This window comes from Pseudomonas frederiksbergensis (assembly GCF_001874645.1).
Classification (GTDB): Bacteria; Pseudomonadota; Gammaproteobacteria; order Pseudomonadales; family Pseudomonadaceae; genus Aquipseudomonas; species Aquipseudomonas frederiksbergensis_B.
On sequence record NZ_CP017886.1, the window covers coordinates 4,230,415 to 4,248,008 of the forward strand.

General features: G+C 58.9%; 17 protein-coding genes and 1 tRNA gene. All 18 read left to right on the forward strand.

The window, feature by feature from the left end; translation table 11 throughout:
* Positions 1–102: 102 nt before the first annotated feature.
* The 18 genes from ruvA (at position 103) to BLL42_RS20335 (ending at position 17,496) form a co-directional block, all read left to right on the forward strand.
* On the forward strand, positions 103–711 hold the full coding sequence (ruvA, locus tag BLL42_RS20250) for a Holliday junction branch migration protein RuvA (RefSeq protein ID WP_071553666.1): 609 nt from the start codon (positions 103–105) through the stop codon (positions 709–711).
* Entirely contained in the window at positions 712–1,773 is a 1,062-nt protein-coding gene (gene ruvB, locus BLL42_RS20255) for a Holliday junction branch migration DNA helicase RuvB (RefSeq protein WP_071553667.1), read from the forward strand.
* A 138-nt stretch (positions 1,774–1,911) separates the two neighbouring features.
* On the forward strand, positions 1,912–2,379 hold the full coding sequence (ybgC, locus tag BLL42_RS20260) for a tol-pal system-associated acyl-CoA thioesterase (protein WP_071553668.1): 468 nt from the start codon (positions 1,912–1,914) through the stop codon (positions 2,377–2,379).
* Positions 2,369–3,064: a protein TolQ gene (tolQ, locus tag BLL42_RS20265; RefSeq protein WP_071553669.1), complete on the forward strand. Its 696-nt coding sequence runs from the start codon at positions 2,369–2,371 to the stop codon at positions 3,062–3,064. The genes ybgC and tolQ overlap by 11 nt, the downstream gene beginning before the upstream one ends.
* 23 nt (positions 3,065–3,087) lie before the next feature.
* Positions 3,088–3,540, forward strand: coding sequence for a protein TolR (gene tolR, locus BLL42_RS20270; protein ID WP_167368567.1), 453 nt, complete (start codon positions 3,088–3,090; stop codon positions 3,538–3,540).
* Entirely contained in the window at positions 3,540–4,619 is a 1,080-nt protein-coding gene (tolA, locus tag BLL42_RS20275; protein ID WP_071553671.1) for a cell envelope integrity protein TolA, read from the forward strand. The genes tolR and tolA overlap by 1 nt, the downstream gene beginning before the upstream one ends.
* 29 nt (positions 4,620–4,648) lie before the next feature.
* Positions 4,649–5,917, forward strand: coding sequence for a Tol-Pal system beta propeller repeat protein TolB (tolB, locus tag BLL42_RS20280; RefSeq protein WP_236721917.1), 1,269 nt, complete (start codon positions 4,649–4,651; stop codon positions 5,915–5,917).
* Between the two features lie 52 nt (positions 5,918–5,969).
* Positions 5,970–6,467 (forward strand): peptidoglycan-associated lipoprotein Pal, encoded by a 498-nt coding sequence (gene pal, locus BLL42_RS20285; protein ID WP_071553673.1) that lies wholly within the window; start codon positions 5,970–5,972, stop codon positions 6,465–6,467.
* Positions 6,468–6,473: 6 nt separating this feature from the next.
* Complete coding sequence (ybgF, locus tag BLL42_RS20290; protein WP_071553674.1) at positions 6,474–7,304, forward strand: tol-pal system protein YbgF; 831 nt, start codon at positions 6,474–6,476, stop codon at positions 7,302–7,304.
* Between the two features lie 167 nt (positions 7,305–7,471).
* Positions 7,472–8,119, forward strand: a complete 648-nt coding sequence (gene queE / locus BLL42_RS20295) for a 7-carboxy-7-deazaguanine synthase QueE (RefSeq protein WP_071553675.1) — start codon at positions 7,472–7,474, stop codon at positions 8,117–8,119.
* 1 nt (position 8,120) lies between these two features.
* Entirely contained in the window at positions 8,121–8,813 is a 693-nt protein-coding gene (gene queC / locus BLL42_RS20300; protein ID WP_071553676.1) for a 7-cyano-7-deazaguanine synthase QueC, read from the forward strand.
* A gap of 63 nt (positions 8,814–8,876) precedes the next feature.
* Positions 8,877–8,952, forward strand: a tRNA-Lys gene (locus tag BLL42_RS20305).
* Positions 8,953–9,773: 821 nt separating this feature from the next.
* Positions 9,774–11,129: a carbohydrate porin gene (locus BLL42_RS20310; RefSeq protein WP_201788734.1), complete on the forward strand. Its 1,356-nt coding sequence runs from the start codon at positions 9,774–9,776 to the stop codon at positions 11,127–11,129.
* A gap of 110 nt (positions 11,130–11,239) precedes the next feature.
* A complete protein-coding gene (locus BLL42_RS20315) occupies positions 11,240–12,379 on the forward strand; it encodes an NHL repeat-containing protein (RefSeq protein WP_201788735.1) in 1,140 nt (379 codons plus the stop codon).
* Positions 12,376–13,680, forward strand: coding sequence for an iron uptake transporter deferrochelatase/peroxidase subunit (gene efeB, locus BLL42_RS20320; protein WP_071553678.1), 1,305 nt, complete (start codon positions 12,376–12,378; stop codon positions 13,678–13,680). The genes BLL42_RS20315 and efeB overlap by 4 nt, the downstream gene beginning before the upstream one ends.
* 75 nt (positions 13,681–13,755) lie before the next feature.
* Positions 13,756–14,781, forward strand: a complete 1,026-nt coding sequence (locus tag BLL42_RS20325; RefSeq protein WP_071553679.1) for an iron ABC transporter substrate-binding protein — start codon at positions 13,756–13,758, stop codon at positions 14,779–14,781.
* The gene (locus BLL42_RS20330; RefSeq protein WP_071553680.1) at positions 14,782–16,362 is read left to right on the forward strand and encodes an ABC transporter permease; all 1,581 of its coding nucleotides are present in this window, start codon (positions 14,782–14,784) and stop codon (positions 16,360–16,362) included.
* A gap of 9 nt (positions 16,363–16,371) precedes the next feature.
* Entirely contained in the window at positions 16,372–17,496 is a 1,125-nt protein-coding gene (locus tag BLL42_RS20335) for an ABC transporter ATP-binding protein (RefSeq protein ID WP_071553681.1), read from the forward strand.
* Positions 17,497–17,594: the final 98 nt, after the last annotated feature.

The following is a 17,594-nucleotide window of genomic DNA, read 5'->3' on the forward strand; positions in this document are numbered from 1 at the left end:
CACTCATTTTGTCCGTTGAGCGTTTTGCGCCTGTTTTGTCGGCAGCCACGCTCACTTTGGTACTCGTCAGCCAGCTCTGGCCAACGCTTAAGGATTTGAAACGTGATTGGACGTTTGCGCGGCACTTTGGCTGAGAAACAGCCGCCGCACCTGATTCTGGATGTAAATGGCCTGGGCTATGAGCTGGAAGTGCCGATGACCACGCTTTATCGACTGCCGTCGGTCGGAGAGCCGATTACCTTGCACACCCATTTGGTTGTGCGTGAAGACGCCCAGTTGCTCTACGGTTTCATTGGCAAGCGTGATCGCGATTTTTTCCGTGAGCTGATTCGCCTCAATGGCGTGGGCCCCAAGCTGGCGCTGGCGTTGATGTCCAGCCTTGAAGTCGATGAGCTGGTGCGTTGCGTGCAAGCGCAGGACACGTCGGCGCTGACCAAGGTGCCGGGCGTCGGCAAGAAGACTGCCGAGCGTTTGCTGGTAGAGCTCAAGGATCGATTCAAGGCCTGGGAGGTCGTACCCAGCATGTTCGCACTGGTGCCTAATCAGCCAGATGCGCCAATGCCGGTGGTCACCGCCGAAAATGACGCGGTGAGTGCGCTGATTTCCTTGGGCTACAAGCCGCAAGAGGCCAGCAAGGCGATTTCTGCCATCAAGGAGAAAGGTTTGAGCAGTGAAGACCTGATCCGTCGCGCCCTGAAGGGAATGATTTAAGTGATTGAAGCAGATCGTCTGATCGCCGCCACGGGTGGCCCCCGTGACCGCGAAGAAGTCCAGGATCGCGCGATTCGTCCCGTCAGCCTGGCTGATTACATCGGTCAGCCGACCGTCCGTGAGCAGATGGAATTGTTCATCCAGGCTGCCCGTGGGCGCAACGAGTCCCTCGATCACACGCTGATCTTCGGTCCGCCGGGCCTGGGTAAAACCACCTTGGCCAACATCATTGCCCAGGAAATGGGTGTGTCGATCAAAAGCACCTCGGGACCGGTCCTTGAGCGTCCGGGTGATCTGGCGGCGCTGCTGACCAACCTCGAACCTCATGATGTGCTGTTCATCGATGAAATCCATCGGTTGTCACCGATTGTCGAAGAAGTGCTGTACCCGGCCATGGAAGATTTCCAGCTCGACATCATGATCGGTGAGGGGCCGGCGGCGCGTTCGATCAAGCTCGACCTGCCACCTTTCACCCTGGTCGGTGCTACCACCCGCGCCGGGATGCTGACCAATCCGTTGCGTGACCGTTTCGGTATCGTTCAGCGTCTGGAGTTCTATAACACGGCGGATCTGGCGACCATCGTCAGTCGCTCGGCGAACATCCTCGGCTTGCCGCTGGACCCGGAGGGCGCCTTTGAAATCGCCCGTCGGGCCCGTGGTACGCCGCGTATTGCCAACCGCTTGTTGCGTCGGGTACGCGATTTTGCCGAAGTCCGGGCCAAGGGGCATATCACTAAGCCGATTGCCGATCTGGCGCTGAACCTGCTGGACGTCGATGAGCGTGGCTTCGATCACCAGGACCGGCGTCTGCTGTTGACCATGATCGAGAAGTTCGATGGCGGCCCAGTCGGGGTGGACAGTCTCGCGGCGGCGATCAGCGAAGAGCGGCACACCATCGAGGACGTGTTGGAGCCCTATCTGATTCAGCAGGGCTATATCATGCGGACCCCGCGTGGACGGGTCGTGACCCGGCATGCGTACTTGCATTTCGGTTTGAATATCCCGTCACGGTTGGGTGAAATGCCCGTGCCAGACGAGTTTCTTGACGCAGTAGACGAATGACGACCTCTGTGTGCTGATTTATTTCGGCTTTGTGTGGTCCTAGGGGACTGCGATTGCCGATCTTTCGCACGAAAGTCGTTCAAGAGTGAAAAACAGTTGCCTGGCTGGATTGGCAACCCGAGGAGTAAGCACTAGAGTATGCGCGCGCAAAACGGGCTAGAGCCGTTCGCACATCGTTGTCGCGTTTATTACGAGGACACCGATGCCGGCGGCATCGTGTATTACGTTAATTACCTTAAGTTTATGGAGCGGGCTCGAACCGAGCGGCTACGAGAACTGGGCTTTGCCCAATCTGCGCTTGCCGGGGAGGACCTGTTGTTCGTCGTGCATTCCAGCGAAGCGCGTTATCACGCGCCGGCGCGACTGGACGACGAGCTTCTGGTAAGTGCAGAAGTTATCGAATTGAACCGCGTCAGCCTGCGCTTTAAACAGCAGGTCAGGCGAGCCGCGGATAATGCACTGCTCTGTGAAGGGCAGTTTTTGGTGGCCTGTGTGCGCACCCATAGTTTGAAACCCCGGGCCATTCCCGAAGCTCTACGTGCGGCCTTTGCCGACGTGAGCGGCGCGGGTACACACTCAGAGCAGGAGATAAAGCGTGGAAGCTAACGTCGTCGACCATACCTCCATGTGGAGCCTGGTCAGCAATGCCAGCGTTGTGGTGCAGTTGGTAATGCTGATCCTGGTAGCCGCATCGGTGACCTCGTGGATTATGATTTTTCAGCGCAGCAACCTGCTGCGCGCCGGTCGCCGTGCCCTGGAGAGCTTTGAAGAGCGCTTCTGGTCGGGTATCGACCTGTCCAAACTCTACCGCCAGGCCGGTAGCAATCCGGACCCGGATTCCGGCGTAGAGCAGATCTTCCGTGCAGGTTTCAAGGAATTCTCCCGTCTGCGTCAGCAGCCAGGCGTCGATCCGGAAGCGGTCATGGAAGGTGTGGCGCGCGCCATGCGCGTGGCCATTTCCCGCGAAGAAGAAAAGCTTGAGCAGAGCCTGCCGTTCCTTGCCACCGTCGGTTCCGTCAGCCCGTACATCGGTCTGTTCGGTACGGTCTGGGGCATCATGAACTCCTTCCGTGGTCTGGCGGCTGCCCAGCAAGCGACTCTGGCCACCGTGGCGCCAGGTATCGCCGAAGCACTGGTCGCGACTGCTATCGGTCTGTTCGCAGCCATTCCGGCGGTAATCGCTTACAACCGTTTCGCCGCTCGCAGCGAAACCTTGCTCGGCCGTTACTACACCTTCGCCGATGAGTTCCAGGCGATCCTGCACCGCAAAGTGCACACCAGCGAAGAATAAGCAGGTAATTCCCAATGGCTTTAATCGCTCGAGCTCGCAAAAAGCGCAAGCCGGTTGCCGAGATGAACGTGGTGCCTTACATCGACGTGATGCTGGTACTGCTGGTCATCTTCATGGTGACCGCACCGATGCTCAATCAGGGCGTGAAAGTTGATCTGCCCAAGGTTTCCAGCGAAGCCTTGCCGCAAGACAACAACACTCAGGTCCTGACCATTTCGATCAAGGCTGACAAGACCTATTACTGGAACCTTGGCAGCGAAGTCGACACCGAGAAGCAGCAGGACAGGGCCATGACCCTGCCGCAGATGACTGATGCGGTGACCAAGATCATTCGTGCTGGCAACGATAACGGCAAGCGTACCCAGGTCTTCATTCGTGGCGACAAGACCGTCGATTACGGCTCCGTCATGGGCGCCATGGGTGGGTTGCAGAAAGCCGGGGTCGGTAATGTTGGCTTGATTACCGAGGCACCCTGATGCAGCAACAGCGAGAGCCGACAGCCTCGGAAAGCTACTTCTGGCCTAGTGTCTGGGCGATTGGCCTGCACGTGCTGGTGTTTGGCATGCTGTTCGTCAGTTTTGCCATGACCCCGGAGTTGCCGCCGGCCAAGCCGATCGTCCAGGCGACCCTGTATCAACTGAAATCGAAAAGTCGGGCGACCACCCAGACCAATCAGAAGATTGCGGGTGAAGCGCAGAAATCCGCTGCGCGTCAGACCGAAGCCGAACAGATGGAACAGAAAAAGGTCGAGCAGGAAGCGGTGAAGGCTGCGGAACAAAAGAAAGAAGAGGCGGCTCAAAAAGCCGAGGAATCCAAGAAGGCCGATGAGTCGAAGAAAGCGGACGAGGCAAAAAAGGCTGATGAAGCCAAGAAAGCCGATGAAGCGAAGAAGACCGCCGAAGCCAAAAAGGCCGAACAGAAACAATTGGCTGATATAGCCAAGAAGAAAGCTGAAGAAGAAGCCAAGGAAGCTGCTGAAGCAGAGGCCAAGAAAGCGGCCGCTGAAGAAGCGAAGAAAAAGATAGTCGAAGACGCGAAGAAGAAAGCCGCGGAAGACGCCAAGAAGAAAGCTGAAGCGGACGAGGCGAAGAAGAAAGTCGCCGAGGATGCGAAGAAGAAAGCTGCTGCCGATGCTGCGAAGAAAAAATCGCAGGAAGCCGCACGTAAATCTGTCGAAGAGAAAAAGGCTCAGGCCCTGGCTGATTTGCTTTCGGACAAGCCGCAGCGTCAACAGGCTTTGGCGGACGAGCAGGGCGATGAAACCGCAGGTAACTTCGATGATCTGATTCGTTCGCGAGCATCTGAAGGTTGGGCGCAGCCTCCGTCGGCCCGTAAGGGCATGAAAGTGATCTTGCAGATCAACATGTTGCCTGACGGTACGATCTCCGGAGTTTCGGTCGCTCATTCCAGTGGTGATGTGCCGTTCGACAGTTCCGCGGTAGCGGCAGTAAAAAATATTGGTCGTTTGACCGAAATGCAGGGTCTGAAACCAAGTGATTTCGCTCCCTATCGTTCATTCAAGATGACATTCACACCTGAGGATCTAGCCTTGTGAGAAACCTTCTTCGAGGACTGCTTGTAGTCATGTTCTGCTTTGCAGGACTGGCTACAGCGGATGAAAAAAATATCCTGGTCAGCAGTGGTAGCTCCCAGGCAACTCCGATTGCCGTCGTACCGTTCGGCTGGCAGGGCGGTAGCGTCCTGCCGGACGACATGGCGGAAATCATTGGCAATGACCTGCGTAACTCGGGTTACTACGCGCCGATTCCGAAGCAGAACATGATCAGCCAGCCGACTCAGGCCAGCGAAGTCATTTATCGCGACTGGAAGGCCTTGGGCGCCCAGTACATCATGGTCGGCAGCATCGTTCCGGCGGGCGGTCGCCTGCAGGTGCAATACGCGCTGTTCAACGTCGCCACCGAGCAGCAAGTGCTGACCGGTAGCGTGTCGGGCGGCGTCGATCAACTGCGCGACATGGCGCACTACATCGCCGACCAGTCGTTCGAAAAACTAACCGGCATCAAGGGGGCGTTCTCCACGCGCCTGCTTTATGTAACGGCCGAGCGTTTTTCGGTGAACAACACGCGCTACACCCTGCAGCGTTCGGACTACGACGGTGCTCGTGCCGTGACCCTGCTGCAATCGCGCGAGCCGATCCTGTCGCCGCGATTCGCCCCCGATGGCAAGCGCATCGCCTATGTGTCGTTCGAGCAGAAGCGTCCGCGCATTTTCATGCAGAACATCGACACCGGTCGCCGTGAGCAGATCACCAATTTCGAAGGCCTGAACGGTGCTCCAGCCTGGTCGCCGGATGGTTCTCGCCTGGCTTTCGTACTGTCCAAGGACGGTAACCCGGACATCTACGTGATGAACCTGGGTTCGCGTCAGATCACTCGCGTGACTGCAGGTCCGGGCATCAACACCGAACCGTTCTGGGGTAAAGATGGTTCGACCATCTACTTCACCTCCGACCGTGGCGGCAAGCCGCAGATCTACAAGACCAACGTCAATGGTGGCGGTGCGGAGCGTGTGACCTTTATCGGTAACTACAACGCCAACCCGAAACTGTCGGCTGACGAGAAAACGCTTGTCATGATTCACCGTCAGGATGGCTTCACCAATTTCCGGGTGGCGGCTCAGGATTTGCAGCGCGGCAGCATAAAAATCCTGACAGACACCAACCTTGATGAGTCAGCCACTGTTGCGCCCAACGGCACCATGGTAATCTACGCCACCGCCCAGCAGGGCCGGGGAGTCTTGATGCTCGTGTCCATCAATGGACGCGTAAGGCTCCCGCTTCCTACCGCTCAAGGCGAAGTCAGAGAACCTTCCTGGTCCCCTTACCTGAACTGACGCGGCGCTATACGTTTTACTTAACACACTGGGGTTCATTAGGAGTTTCACGATGGAAATGCTGAAGTTTGGTAAATTTGCTGCGCTGGCTCTGGCCATGGCTGTAGCTGTAGGTTGCTCGTCCAAAGGCGGCGACAACGCCGGTGCAGGCGCTGTAGATCCAAACGCTGGTTACGGCGCTAACACGGGTGCAGTTGACGGCTCCCTGAGCGAAGAAGCTGCTCTGCGCGCAATCACCACCTTCTACTTCGAATACGACAGCTCGGACCTGAAGCCAGAAGCCATGCGCGCTCTGGACGTTCACGCCAAAGACCTGAAAGCAAACGGCGCTCGCGTTGTTCTGGAAGGCAACACCGACGAACGTGGTACTCGTGAGTACAACATGGCACTGGGCGAGCGTCGTGCGAAAGCCGTTCAACGCTACCTGGTACTGCAAGGTGTTTCCCCAGCTCAGCTGGAACTGGTTTCCTACGGTAAAGAGCGTCCAGTTGCTACTGGCCACGACGAGCAGTCCTGGGCTCAGAACCGTCGCGTCGAACTGCGTAAGTAATTCGTCATGCGAACGTGCCGTCGTGCTGTAACTGTTTTGGCTCTCAGCCTCGCACCGCTTGCGGTGTGGGCTGCGGTTCCTGTGGTCGATGACAACTCCGGTTATAACAATAGCGGGAGCAGTTATCCGCCTGCGGGTTACGGTACGAACGGCGCCTATGCCGGGGGAGGGGTTTCGGCCCCTGTCTCGGCACAGGGCGAGCTGTTCAACCAACTGCAACAAATGCAGGAACAAATTGCACGCCAACAGGGTGTGATCGAAGTTCTGCAAAATGATGTAGCGCGCATGAAGCAGGAAAGCCTGGAGCGATATCAGGATCTTGATCGGCGTATTGGAACCGGCGGCGCACCCGCTGCGGCTCCTCAAAATTCTCCAGCCGGTGGCGATACGAATGCCGCCGGTGCAGCTGCAGCTGCGAGTGCTGCCACTCAAGCACCCGCGGCCAGCAGCGAACCGGGTGATCCGGCGAAGGAAAAGCTCTATTACGATGCGGCCTTCGACCTGATCAAGGCCAAGGATTTCGACAAGGCCAGCCAGGCGTTTGCGGCATTCCTGCGCAAATATCCGAACAGTCAGTACGCGGGCAATGCCCAATACTGGTTGGGCGAAGTGAACCTGGCCAAGGGCGACCTGCAAGGTGCGGGTCAGGCTTTTGCCAAGGTTTCGCAGCTGTACCCCAAGCACGCCAAAGTGCCTGACTCGCTGTACAAGCTCGCTGATGTAGAGCGCCGCCTGGGTCATACCGACAAGGTCAAAGGCATTCTGCAGCAGGTGGTTTCCCAATATCCGGGTACTTCCGCCGCTCAGTTGGCCCAACGCGATCTGCAGCGCATGTAAGGCTGTTTGACCCGTTTACAAGAAACCCGCGCTTGCCGCGGGTTTTTTCGTTAGAATTCACGCCCTTTTTATGAAACACCGCTTTTGGGGATCTGCGCGTTGGCGGGGTTCCTTTAAGTGCCTGACGGAGGCGGACAGCCTGTTTAGCTGTTACGCCCGTGGCGACTATGCAAGACACATTGAGAATTACCGAAGTTTTTTACTCGTTGCAGGGTGAAACGCGGACTGCCGGGCTGCCCACTGTATTTGTGCGCCTGACCGGTTGCCCATTGCGTTGCCAATACTGCGACAGCGCCTATGCGTTCAGCGGCGGCACGATCAGGTCCCTCGACGATATCCTCGAGCAGGTTGCAGGCTTCAGGCCCCGTTACGTCTGCGTAACCGGTGGCGAGCCCCTGGCGCAACCTAACGCCATCCCTTTGCTCAAGCAGCTGTGTGACGCCGGTTACGAGGTGTCGCTGGAAACCAGCGGCGCCCTGGATATTTCGGCGGTCGATCCACGGGTCAGTCGAGTGCTCGACCTGAAAACACCCGGGTCGAAAGAAGCGCACCGCAACCTCTACGAGAACATCGCGCTGCTGACGGCTAATGATCAGGTCAAGTTCGTGATCTGCTCTCGCGAAGACTACGACTGGGCAGTGTCCAAACTGATTCAGTACGGTCTTGACCAGCGTGCCGGCGAAGTCCTGTTTTCGCCGAGTCACCATGACTTGAGTGCGCGCGACCTGGCTGACTGGATTGTCGCGGACAACCTGCCGGTACGCCTGCAATTGCAGTTGCATAAATATCTTTGGAACGACGAACCGGGGCGCTGAAATGACGGAACAACTGAATAAAGCAGAAAAACGCGCAGTCATCCTGCTGTCTGGCGGTCTGGACTCGGCAACGGTCGTGGCGATGGCCCGTGCTGACGGCTACAGCTGCTACACCATGAGTTTCGACTATGGCCAGCGCCACCGCGCCGAGTTGCACGCTGCTGAGCGTGTGGCGCGTGATCTGGGCGTCATCGAACATAAAGTGATTGGCCTGAACCTGAACGGCATAGGTGGCTCGGCACTGACCGATAGCTCCATCGATGTGCCCGAGGCGCCGAGCGAAGGTATCCCGATCACTTACGTGCCGGCCCGCAATACCGTGTTCCTGTCTCTGGCATTGGGCTGGGCCGAAGTGCTCGGCGCGCGCGATATTTTCATCGGCGTGAATGCAGTGGACTATTCCGGTTACCCGGATTGCCGTCCCGAGTTCATCGAAGCCTTCGAGCGCATGGCCAATCTGGGGACCAAGGCCGGGGTAGAGGGGAAAGGCTTTCGTATTCAGGCACCGCTGCAAAACCTCAGCAAAGCGCAAATTGTCCAGGCGGGCGTGAAGCTTGGCGTCGACTATGCGCTGACGGTTTCCTGCTATCAGGCGGACGATAACGGCCGTGCATGCGGCAAATGCGACAGCTGCCGTCTGCGTGCAGAAGGCTTCCTGGCGGCCGGAATCAGCGACCCAACCGCTTATTTTTGATTTATTTCAAATTAGGTGTTGAATAGTCCTTAAAAATCAGTATTATACGCGCCACCACACAGCGGGTCGTTAGCTCAGTTGGTAGAGCAGTTGGCTTTTAACCAATTGGTCGTAGGTTCGAATCCCACACGACCCACCATTTTTATAGCAGTTTAGAAAATCCGGAAGGCCCACGAAAGTGAGGATTTCCGGGTTTTTTTTTGCCTGAAAAACAGTGTGGGTGAGGACGGTGTCTATACGACTTGATGCTGACCCTGTTGAACATCACCGTCGTCCACTGAAGAGTCGGGCGGTATGCCGAGTTCATCCCGCCGCCGTCATCGCCGACGTGAATGCGATCTTCATCACCCTCCCTCAGAAGAATGCCACCGCGCCTCGCATAGAACATTCATGTCCATGCGATGAGGTGAGCCTCTAGCCTTTCTTCCAAGAAACGTTGCCGCGCTCCTGTGGATCAAATTGCGGTGGTCAACTGATCCCTGACACGAGGTTGCGCTTCCTTCTGCTTGTGCCGGAACCCGTGCCCGCAGCTCCAGCCTTGCCCCTCCATGACGCGCATGAATCACGCGGATTGAAAATGAAAAAAAATTCATCTGAAACAATTTGTATTAGTTAAATGCGATGACTAGTATGCGTCCGATTCTGATAGTTATTCTCATTACTATTCTCGTGCATACCTGTTCATAACTACAACCGAGCGAGCTGTGGTGTAGGGGTAGGCCAAAGGATACGGAGTTATAGATGCGGGCAATGTCTTACAACCGATCAAAACTGTGCCGAAAAAACGTCCGGTCCGATTTATTTTCAGCCCGCAAAACAGGTCTTGTGGTAACGCAAGACAGCGCGGTGCATCCGCGCAAAACCATCACTGCGCTTGCGACAGCAATGACATGCGCGTTCGCTTGCGTCTGGATCAGTCCGACTTTTGCAGCACAAACAGGGAGTGCGGCTAATCCTTCAGTGGCTGCCGACGAGATCAACCCCGTTGACCTGCCCGAGGCGGATCTGGCCATTCAGGCCGCACCCGCCGATCAGTGGACCGGTTTCTGGACGCGCCAAAATATGCTCGGCGATATCGGCGGGTTGCGCTCGGCCCTCGCGGGTTATGGCGTGACCCTGGCGCTGACGGAAACCAGCGAGTACCTGAACAATGCCAAGGGCGGCTTGAATCGCGGTGGGGACTACGACGGTCTCACGACCATGACGCTGAAGCTCGACACGCTCAAGCTCTTCGGCCTGGCCGGCGGCACCCTCAACATCAGTGCGGTGAACATTCACGGGCGCAACCTGAGCGCGGACAAGCTGGGCACCCTCCAAACCGCCAGCGGCATCGAGGCGGACACCGGTACCCGTCTGTGGGAGGCCTGGTATCAGCAGAAATTCCTCGATGAGACCCTGGACGTCCGGGCCGGGCAGCAAAGCATCGACCAGGAGTTCATGGTCAGCCAGTACGCCAGTACCTTCGTCAACACCATGTTCGGCTGGCCGGCGGTGCCGTCCTACGACATGCCGGCCGGTGGCCCCGCCTACCCGTTGTCCGCATTGGGGATACGTGTGCGGGCCCATCCGACCGATGCGATCAGCGTACTCGCAGGCGTCTACGACGGTAATCCGGCCGGCACCAACGACGGTGATCCGCAACGCCAGAACGCCCACGGCACCAACTTCGACCTGCACACCGGCGCGCTGTACATCGCCGAGCTGCAGTACGGCGTCAACCAAGCCTCGCTGGGCCGGACGGAGACCGCCAACGCGGGTCTGCCGGGCACCTACAAACTCGGCGCCTGGTACAACACGCAGAACTTCGCCGACCAGCGCTTCGGCACCGATGGGCTGTCGCTCGCCGATCCATCCAGCAATGGCAATCCGGCCGAGCACTCGGGCAACTACAGCGTGTATGCCGTGGCCGACCAGATGATCTGGCGCCTGGCCCCGGACAGCATGCGCTCGGTGGGCGTGTTCGCCCGGGTCATGGGCGCGCCGGGTGATCGCAACCTGATCAGCTTCAGTGCTAACGCCGGCGTGACCCTTACTTCGCCTTTCGAAGGGCGCGATACCGATACCGCCAGCCTGGGCATGGGTTACGCCAAGGTCGGCAGCGCTGCCGCCGGCCTCGATCTCGATAGCGGCAACCGCGTACGCAACGGCGAAACCTACGTGGAAGCGACCTATCAGTATCAGTTGACCCCGTGGCTGCAACTGCAACCGGACATTCAGTACACGCTTAATCCAGGGGCGGGCCAGAGCCCGAATGACCCAACACTACGACTGGGTGACACGTTGGTCTGGGGCCTGCGCACCAACATCACCCTTTAGACCGGACGCTGGTCGGGCGCTCTACGCCCGCCCAACCACACCGATCAACCTTGTTTGATTTCGGCCCTGCCTGACAGGGCCTGTCGACTTCGAGAAATCAGGAGTATTGCATGACGTATTCGAGCCTGCCGCGCCTGGGCAAGGGCCTTGTAACCCTGGCCACGCTATTGACGTTCAACGTCGTTCTGCCTGCACACGCCGATGAGCCCCAGGGCTTTTTGCCGAACATCCACAAGCACCTCAGCCTGACGTCCACGGTCCCGGACAATGGCGACCAGAACCCGTACGCCATTGCCGTGGCACCGGTGTCCGCCGGGAAAATCCAGAAGGATGACGTGCTGGTCGACAACTTCAACAACGCGGCCAACCTGCAGGGTGTCGGCACGACCATTGTCGATTACAACCCGACCACCAAGCAGATGTCGTTGTTTGCCCAATTGCCCCATGACTTGCCGCAGTGCCCGGGAGGCGTAGGCCTCAGTACCGCGATGACCATGCTCAAGAGTGGCTGGGTGATCGTCGGCAGCACACCGAGCAATGACGGGACCACCGACACCAAGGGCGCGGGTTGCCTGGTGGTGCTCGACCCGAACGGCAAGGTCGTCGATGTCTGGTCCGGTCCGAACATCAACGATCCCTGGGGCAACATGGCAGTGATCGACAACGGCTCCACCGCGACCTTGTTTGTCAGCAATGCGGGCTTTGGCCTGGGCAGCGCCAAAGGGACGCCACCGGTGGTGATTCAGTCCACGGTACTGCGCCTGGACCTGTCCATCGCGGAAGGCAAGCCACCGGTGATCACCCATCAGACCGTGGTCGGCAGCGGCTTCAGCGCACAGGCTGACAAAGGCGTGTTTCTCGTCGGACCTACTGGCCTGGCGATGGGCAAGGACGACAAATTGTACGTCTCCGATACGCTCGCCAACCGCATCAGTGAAATCTGGGATGCCACGACCCGTACTACCAGCGCCGGTGTCGGCCGCACGCTGACCAAGGATGGGATGTTACTGCGTCCGCTGGCGCTGGCCATCGCACCTAATGGTCATCTGCTGACCACCAACGGCTTGAACGGCAAGGTCGTGGAGATCGACCCGCAGACAGGCAAGCAACTCTATGCCCAGTGGATCGACGCTAACAAAGCACAAACACCGCCAGGCAATGGTGACTTGTTCGGCATAGCCATGACGCCTGCCGGTGACGGTTTCTACTACGTTGAAGACGACGTGAACATGCTGGTCCTGGCCAAATGAGTGCCTACGACGACAGTGCTCCAGGTCTGTCTCGGCGGCGGTTCCTCGGCGCGGCCAGCAGCCTGGCCGTGGCCGCGGGCGTGATCGGTACAGGCGGCGCGGCCGCCGCCGAAAGCCTGGCTAAGCCTCATGCCGCTGCCCGGACGATGTCCGGGGTCGAGCCGTTCTATGGCGTGCACCAGGGCGGAATCGTGACAGCGCAGCAGACGCACTCGCTGTTTGCCGCGCTCGATCTGGAAGCCACCGCGCGGGCGGACGTGATCGCGTTGCTCAAGCGCTGGACTGTTGCCGCCAACCGCCTGAGCCGTGGCGAGACGGCACAGCCGCTGGCGGTGCCCAAGGATGCCGCACCACTGGATGGCGGTTCGGCCGAGGGGTTGAGGCCGGCTCGCCTGACCGTGACCTTTGGCTTCGGTCCGGGCTTGTTCATCAGCGACGGCAAGGACCGCTATGGCCTGGCGTCGCGGCGCCCGGACGCGTTGGTCGATCTGCCGAAATTCAACGGCGACCAACTGGTGGCCGAGAAGTGCGGTGGCGACCTGAGCATCCAGGTCTGTGCCGATGATCCGCAGGTGGCCTTCCATGCGCTGCGCGAACTGCTTGCCCTGGCGGACGGCGTAGCCTCGATCAAGTGGATGCAGTCCGGTTTTGCCAGTCCACCGGCCGCAGGCGGCACCGGTCGGAATTTGATGGGATTCAAAGACGGCACCAACAATCCGGCCACTCATAGCAGCGATGCGATGAACAAGGTGGTTTGGGCTGGCGATGAAGGCGGCTGGATGAAGGAGGGCTCCTATGTTGTGGTGCGCCGCATTCGCATCGCTCTTGAGCACTGGGACAAGACGGAACTGGGCTTTCAGGAGGAGGTCGTCGGCCGCGACAAAGCCAATGGCGCGCCGCTGGGCAAAACCCACGAATTCGACCCTTTGGACTTGAACGCTGAGGACAAGGACGGCAACCCGGTGATTCCGGCCAACGCGCATGCGCGTTTGTCATCCGCCGCTGAAAACGACGGTGCGCAAATCCTGCGTCGTGCCTACTCCTACAACGACGGCGTCGGCTTTTATGCCGAGCGTTGGCCGCCATGGCGCCAGGGCATCATGCTGGATGCCGGGTTGTTTTTCGTTGCCTATCAACGCGACCCGCGCACTGGCTTCATCAAGATCAACAAGAAGCTGGCCACCGAAGACATCATGAACCAGTTCACCACCCATGTGGGGAGCGCGATCTTTGCCTGCCCACCGGGTGTCAGCGAGGGTTCGTTCATCGGTGCGACGTTGTTCGAAGGGCTGGCCGGGTAAGAACTGTTGGGCGGGAGCGCATCGTCGAGATGCGCTCCATGGGCTGTAACCATCGTTGTTTTTGGAGCATTGCGAATGTCTTTCAAGGTTTTCAGCGGCAAGTTGCCGCGTACTTTCCACCTTGCTTGTGTGGCTGCAGCGCTGATGGCCTCGGGCGTATCTCAAGCCGCCTCATTGACGTTGTACAGCGCGCAGCATGAGCAGACCGTCAATCTGCTGGTCAAGGATTTCGAAAAACAGAGCGGCATTTCGGTGAAAGTACGTACCGGCGAGGGGCCGGAACTGGCGGCGCAACTACTGGCCGAAGGCAGTGCTTCGCCAGCCGATGTGTATTTCACTTCGAACTCCCCCGAACTGATGTTGCTGGAAGAAAAGGGCATGCTGGAGAAAGTGGAGCCCTCCACCTTGTCCACTATCCCGGCTCGTTACAATTCGCCGAGCGGCGAGTGGGTCGGCGTGGTGGCACGTGAGAACGTGCTGATCTACAACACCAAGCTGATCAAACCTGCGCAATTGCCGACCTCGCTGCTCGACTTGGCCGAGCCGGCCTGGAAAGGCAAGCTGGCCATCGCTCCGTCCGATGGTGATTTTCTGCCGCTGGTCAGTGCAGTGCTGGCGATGAAGGGCGAAGCCGCCACCTTGCAGTGGCTTAAGGGCCTGCGCACCAACTCTCAGATTTTCAACGACAACGAAGGCGTGACCGCTGCCGTCAACCGTGGCGGGGTCGCTACCGGCATCATCAATAACTACTATTGGGCTCGCCTGCATACCGAGTTGGGCGACAAGGGGACGCACAGCGCGCTTTATCACTTTGGTAACGCTGATGTCGGTGCGCTGATCAACGTGTCGGGCGTCGCAGTCCTTAAGACCACGCACAATCAGGACGCTTCGCATAAGTTTCTCGCCTACCTAACCAGCGAGAGTGCTCAACAACTGATGGCGCAAAGCAAGGTGACCTACGAATACCCGCTACGCGCAGGTGTGGCTCCCGACCCTTTGCTCACGCCGTTCAGCCAGCTTTCACCGCCACCGCTGGATATGAAAACGCTGGGTGACGATAGCCATGCTGCCAAGTTGCTGCGTCAGGCCGGCTTGCTGTAAATGGCCAGCCTGACCATTGCGGTCAAGTCCGAACGGCGTACGCCGTTCGGACTTTTGCTTGTCTGTGTCTGTGTGGCGCTGCTGGTGCTGTTGCCGCTCGCCTTCACGCTGAAGCAGGCGGCAAGCTTCGGCTACGATGACGCGATCGAGCTATTGTTTCGTCCTCTCGTCGGGGAGTTGGCCTTCAATACCTTACTCATTGTAGGTACGGCCACGTTGGCCTCGGCCTTGATTGGTACGGCGGTGGCCTGGTTCGTCGAGCGTACGCACCTGCCAGGCCGAGGTGTCTGGGCGGTGCTCGCGGCTGTGCCGCTTGCCGTACCGCCCTTCATCACCAGCTATGCGTGGGTCTCTCTCAGCTTGTCGTTGCAGGACTTCGCCGGCGCTTTGCTGGTCGTCACCACTGCCTACTTTCCGCTCGTTTACCTCCCTGTATCCGCTGCACTCAGGGGCATGGATCCGGCCCTGGAGGAAACTGCCCGTTCACTCGGGCTAGGGCCGTGGCGCTGCTTCTTTCGCGTGGTATTACCGCAACTCAAGCCCGCGCTGCTGGGCGGGGTACTGCTGGTCGCCCTCAGTGTACTGTCCGAGTTTGGCGCGTTCGCGCTATTGCGCTTTCGCACCTTTACCACCGAGATCTACGCCGAATATCGCGCCAGCTTCGACGGTGCCGGTGCGGCGTTGATCGCCTGCGTCCTGATGCTGTTGTGCCTGATGTGCCTGGTGGCGGAGTTCAAGGTGCGCGGGCTCACACGCTATGATCGGCTTGATCGTGGTACACGTCGGGCGGCCATTCGCTATGAATTGGGCAGGGTGAAATGGCTGGTATGGGGCGGGTTTGCCGGCTTGACGATGACTACCCTGGGGGTTCCACTGGGTATGATCGGCTACTGGCTGCTGCAGCACAGTGAGGCCGCAGTGACGCCCGTCGAGTTCTCGGCGGAGCGCTTGATCAGCACGACCTGTGCTTCGCTGGGGTTTGGCCTGGCCGGGGCGGTGCTCACCACATTGTTCGCTTTGCCGCTGGGCTTTTTGTTGGCGCGCTTTCCAGGTCGTATCAGCACCCTGCTGGAGCGTATTGCTTATCTGGGGCAGGGCGTGCCGGGTATCGTGATTGCCCTGGCGGTGATTTCAATCTCGATCCGTTTCATCCAGCCGCTGTACCAGAGTGCGGCGCTGTTGGTCCTCACCTATTCGATCCTGTTCCTGCCGCTGGCCCTGGTCGGTGTGCACGCCACGCTGGTTCAGATCGAACCCCGCCTTGAGGATACCGCCCGCTCGTTGGGCCTAAGCGGGTGGCAAACGGCATGGCGTGTGATTTTGCCGCTGGCTGGGCCTGGCATCGGCGCCGCTGCATCAATGGTATTCATCACCATCGTCACAGAGCTGACTGCCACATTATTGCTATCGCCCATCGGCACGCAGACTCTCGCCACTCAGGTTTGGGTCGATACCTCTGCGTTGGCTTTTGCCGCCGCAGCGCCGTATGCAGCCATGCTGGTCGGTATTTCGCTCTTTTCCACCTGGCTGCTGATGTCGCTGTTCGGCAAATCGGCAGTGCTGGGTAGCATCCAACAATAGGCAACAATCATGGCTGACCTACACATCCACGGCCTCAGCAAAAAGTTCGGCAGCACCCCGGTGTTGCGTGGCGTCGATCTGTCGGTGTCCTCCGGCAGCCTGGTCGCCATTCTCGGTCCGTCCGGCAGCGGCAAGACCACCTTGTTGCGTTTGTTGTGTGGCTTCGAACGCGGTGATGCGGGGACCATTCAGATTAATGGCCAGAGGGTCACCGGTCCCAACGTATTTGTTCCGTCCGAGAAGCGTCACATCGGCTATGTGCCGCAGGAAGGCGCGCTATTCCCGCACCTGTCGGTCGCCGACAACATCGTATTTGGCCTGCCGCGCCAACTGCGCAAGGCGCGGCACCGGGTCGACGAGTTGTTGGAATTGGTCGGATTGCCCACCAACTTTGCCAGTCGATCACCGCATGCATTGTCAGGCGGGCAGCAGCAGCGGGTTGCGCTGGCACGAGCACTTGCGCCCGCACCTGCATTGGTTCTGCTCGATGAGCCGTTTTCCTCGCTGGATGCCGCGCTGCGGGTGGAAACCCGGCAGGCAGTAGCACAGGCCTTGTCTGCTGCGGGTGCCACCGCTTTGCTGGTCACTCATGATCAGTCCGAGGCGTTGTCGATGGGTAGCCAGGTGGCCGTGTTATGGGATGGCCAACTGGTACAAGTGGCGAGTCCTGAGCAGTTGTACCGTAAGCCGGTGAGCCCTGAGCTCGCGCGCTTTGTGGGCGATGCCGTGCTGTTGCCCGGTATAGCCGAAAACGGCAGGGTGGCCTGTGCCTTGGGACAATTGCAGCTGATGGCCGGGATGCCCGAGGGGGCGGTACACGTGTTACTGCGACCAGAGCAGATAAGACTCATACCCTTTCATGATGGCGCAAGTCTCGGTGCTGCCAAGGCGAGGGGGCGGGTACTGAAGGTGGATTTTTACGGCCACGATGCCTGCGTACGGCTGAGTCTCTCTGGCGATGCTGCCTCATCTACAGTACTGACTGCACGTTTACCAGGCCATCTATGTCCGCGTCTGGGTGATGAAGTTAGCATCATCGTTGAGGGGGAAGTGTTGGTGTATCGCGTGACGGATCCAACAGCCGATCCCACGCCTGCGGCGCAGTGGGCTCTGCCCTCGCTTAAACCTGTTTGATGACGGATTGAACGCCCCTCCAGCACTGTGAGGGGCCGTTTGCACAGCCTGAACGCGCTTCATGAACGTGAAGATTTGCAGGTTTTTTCCTGCCTGCG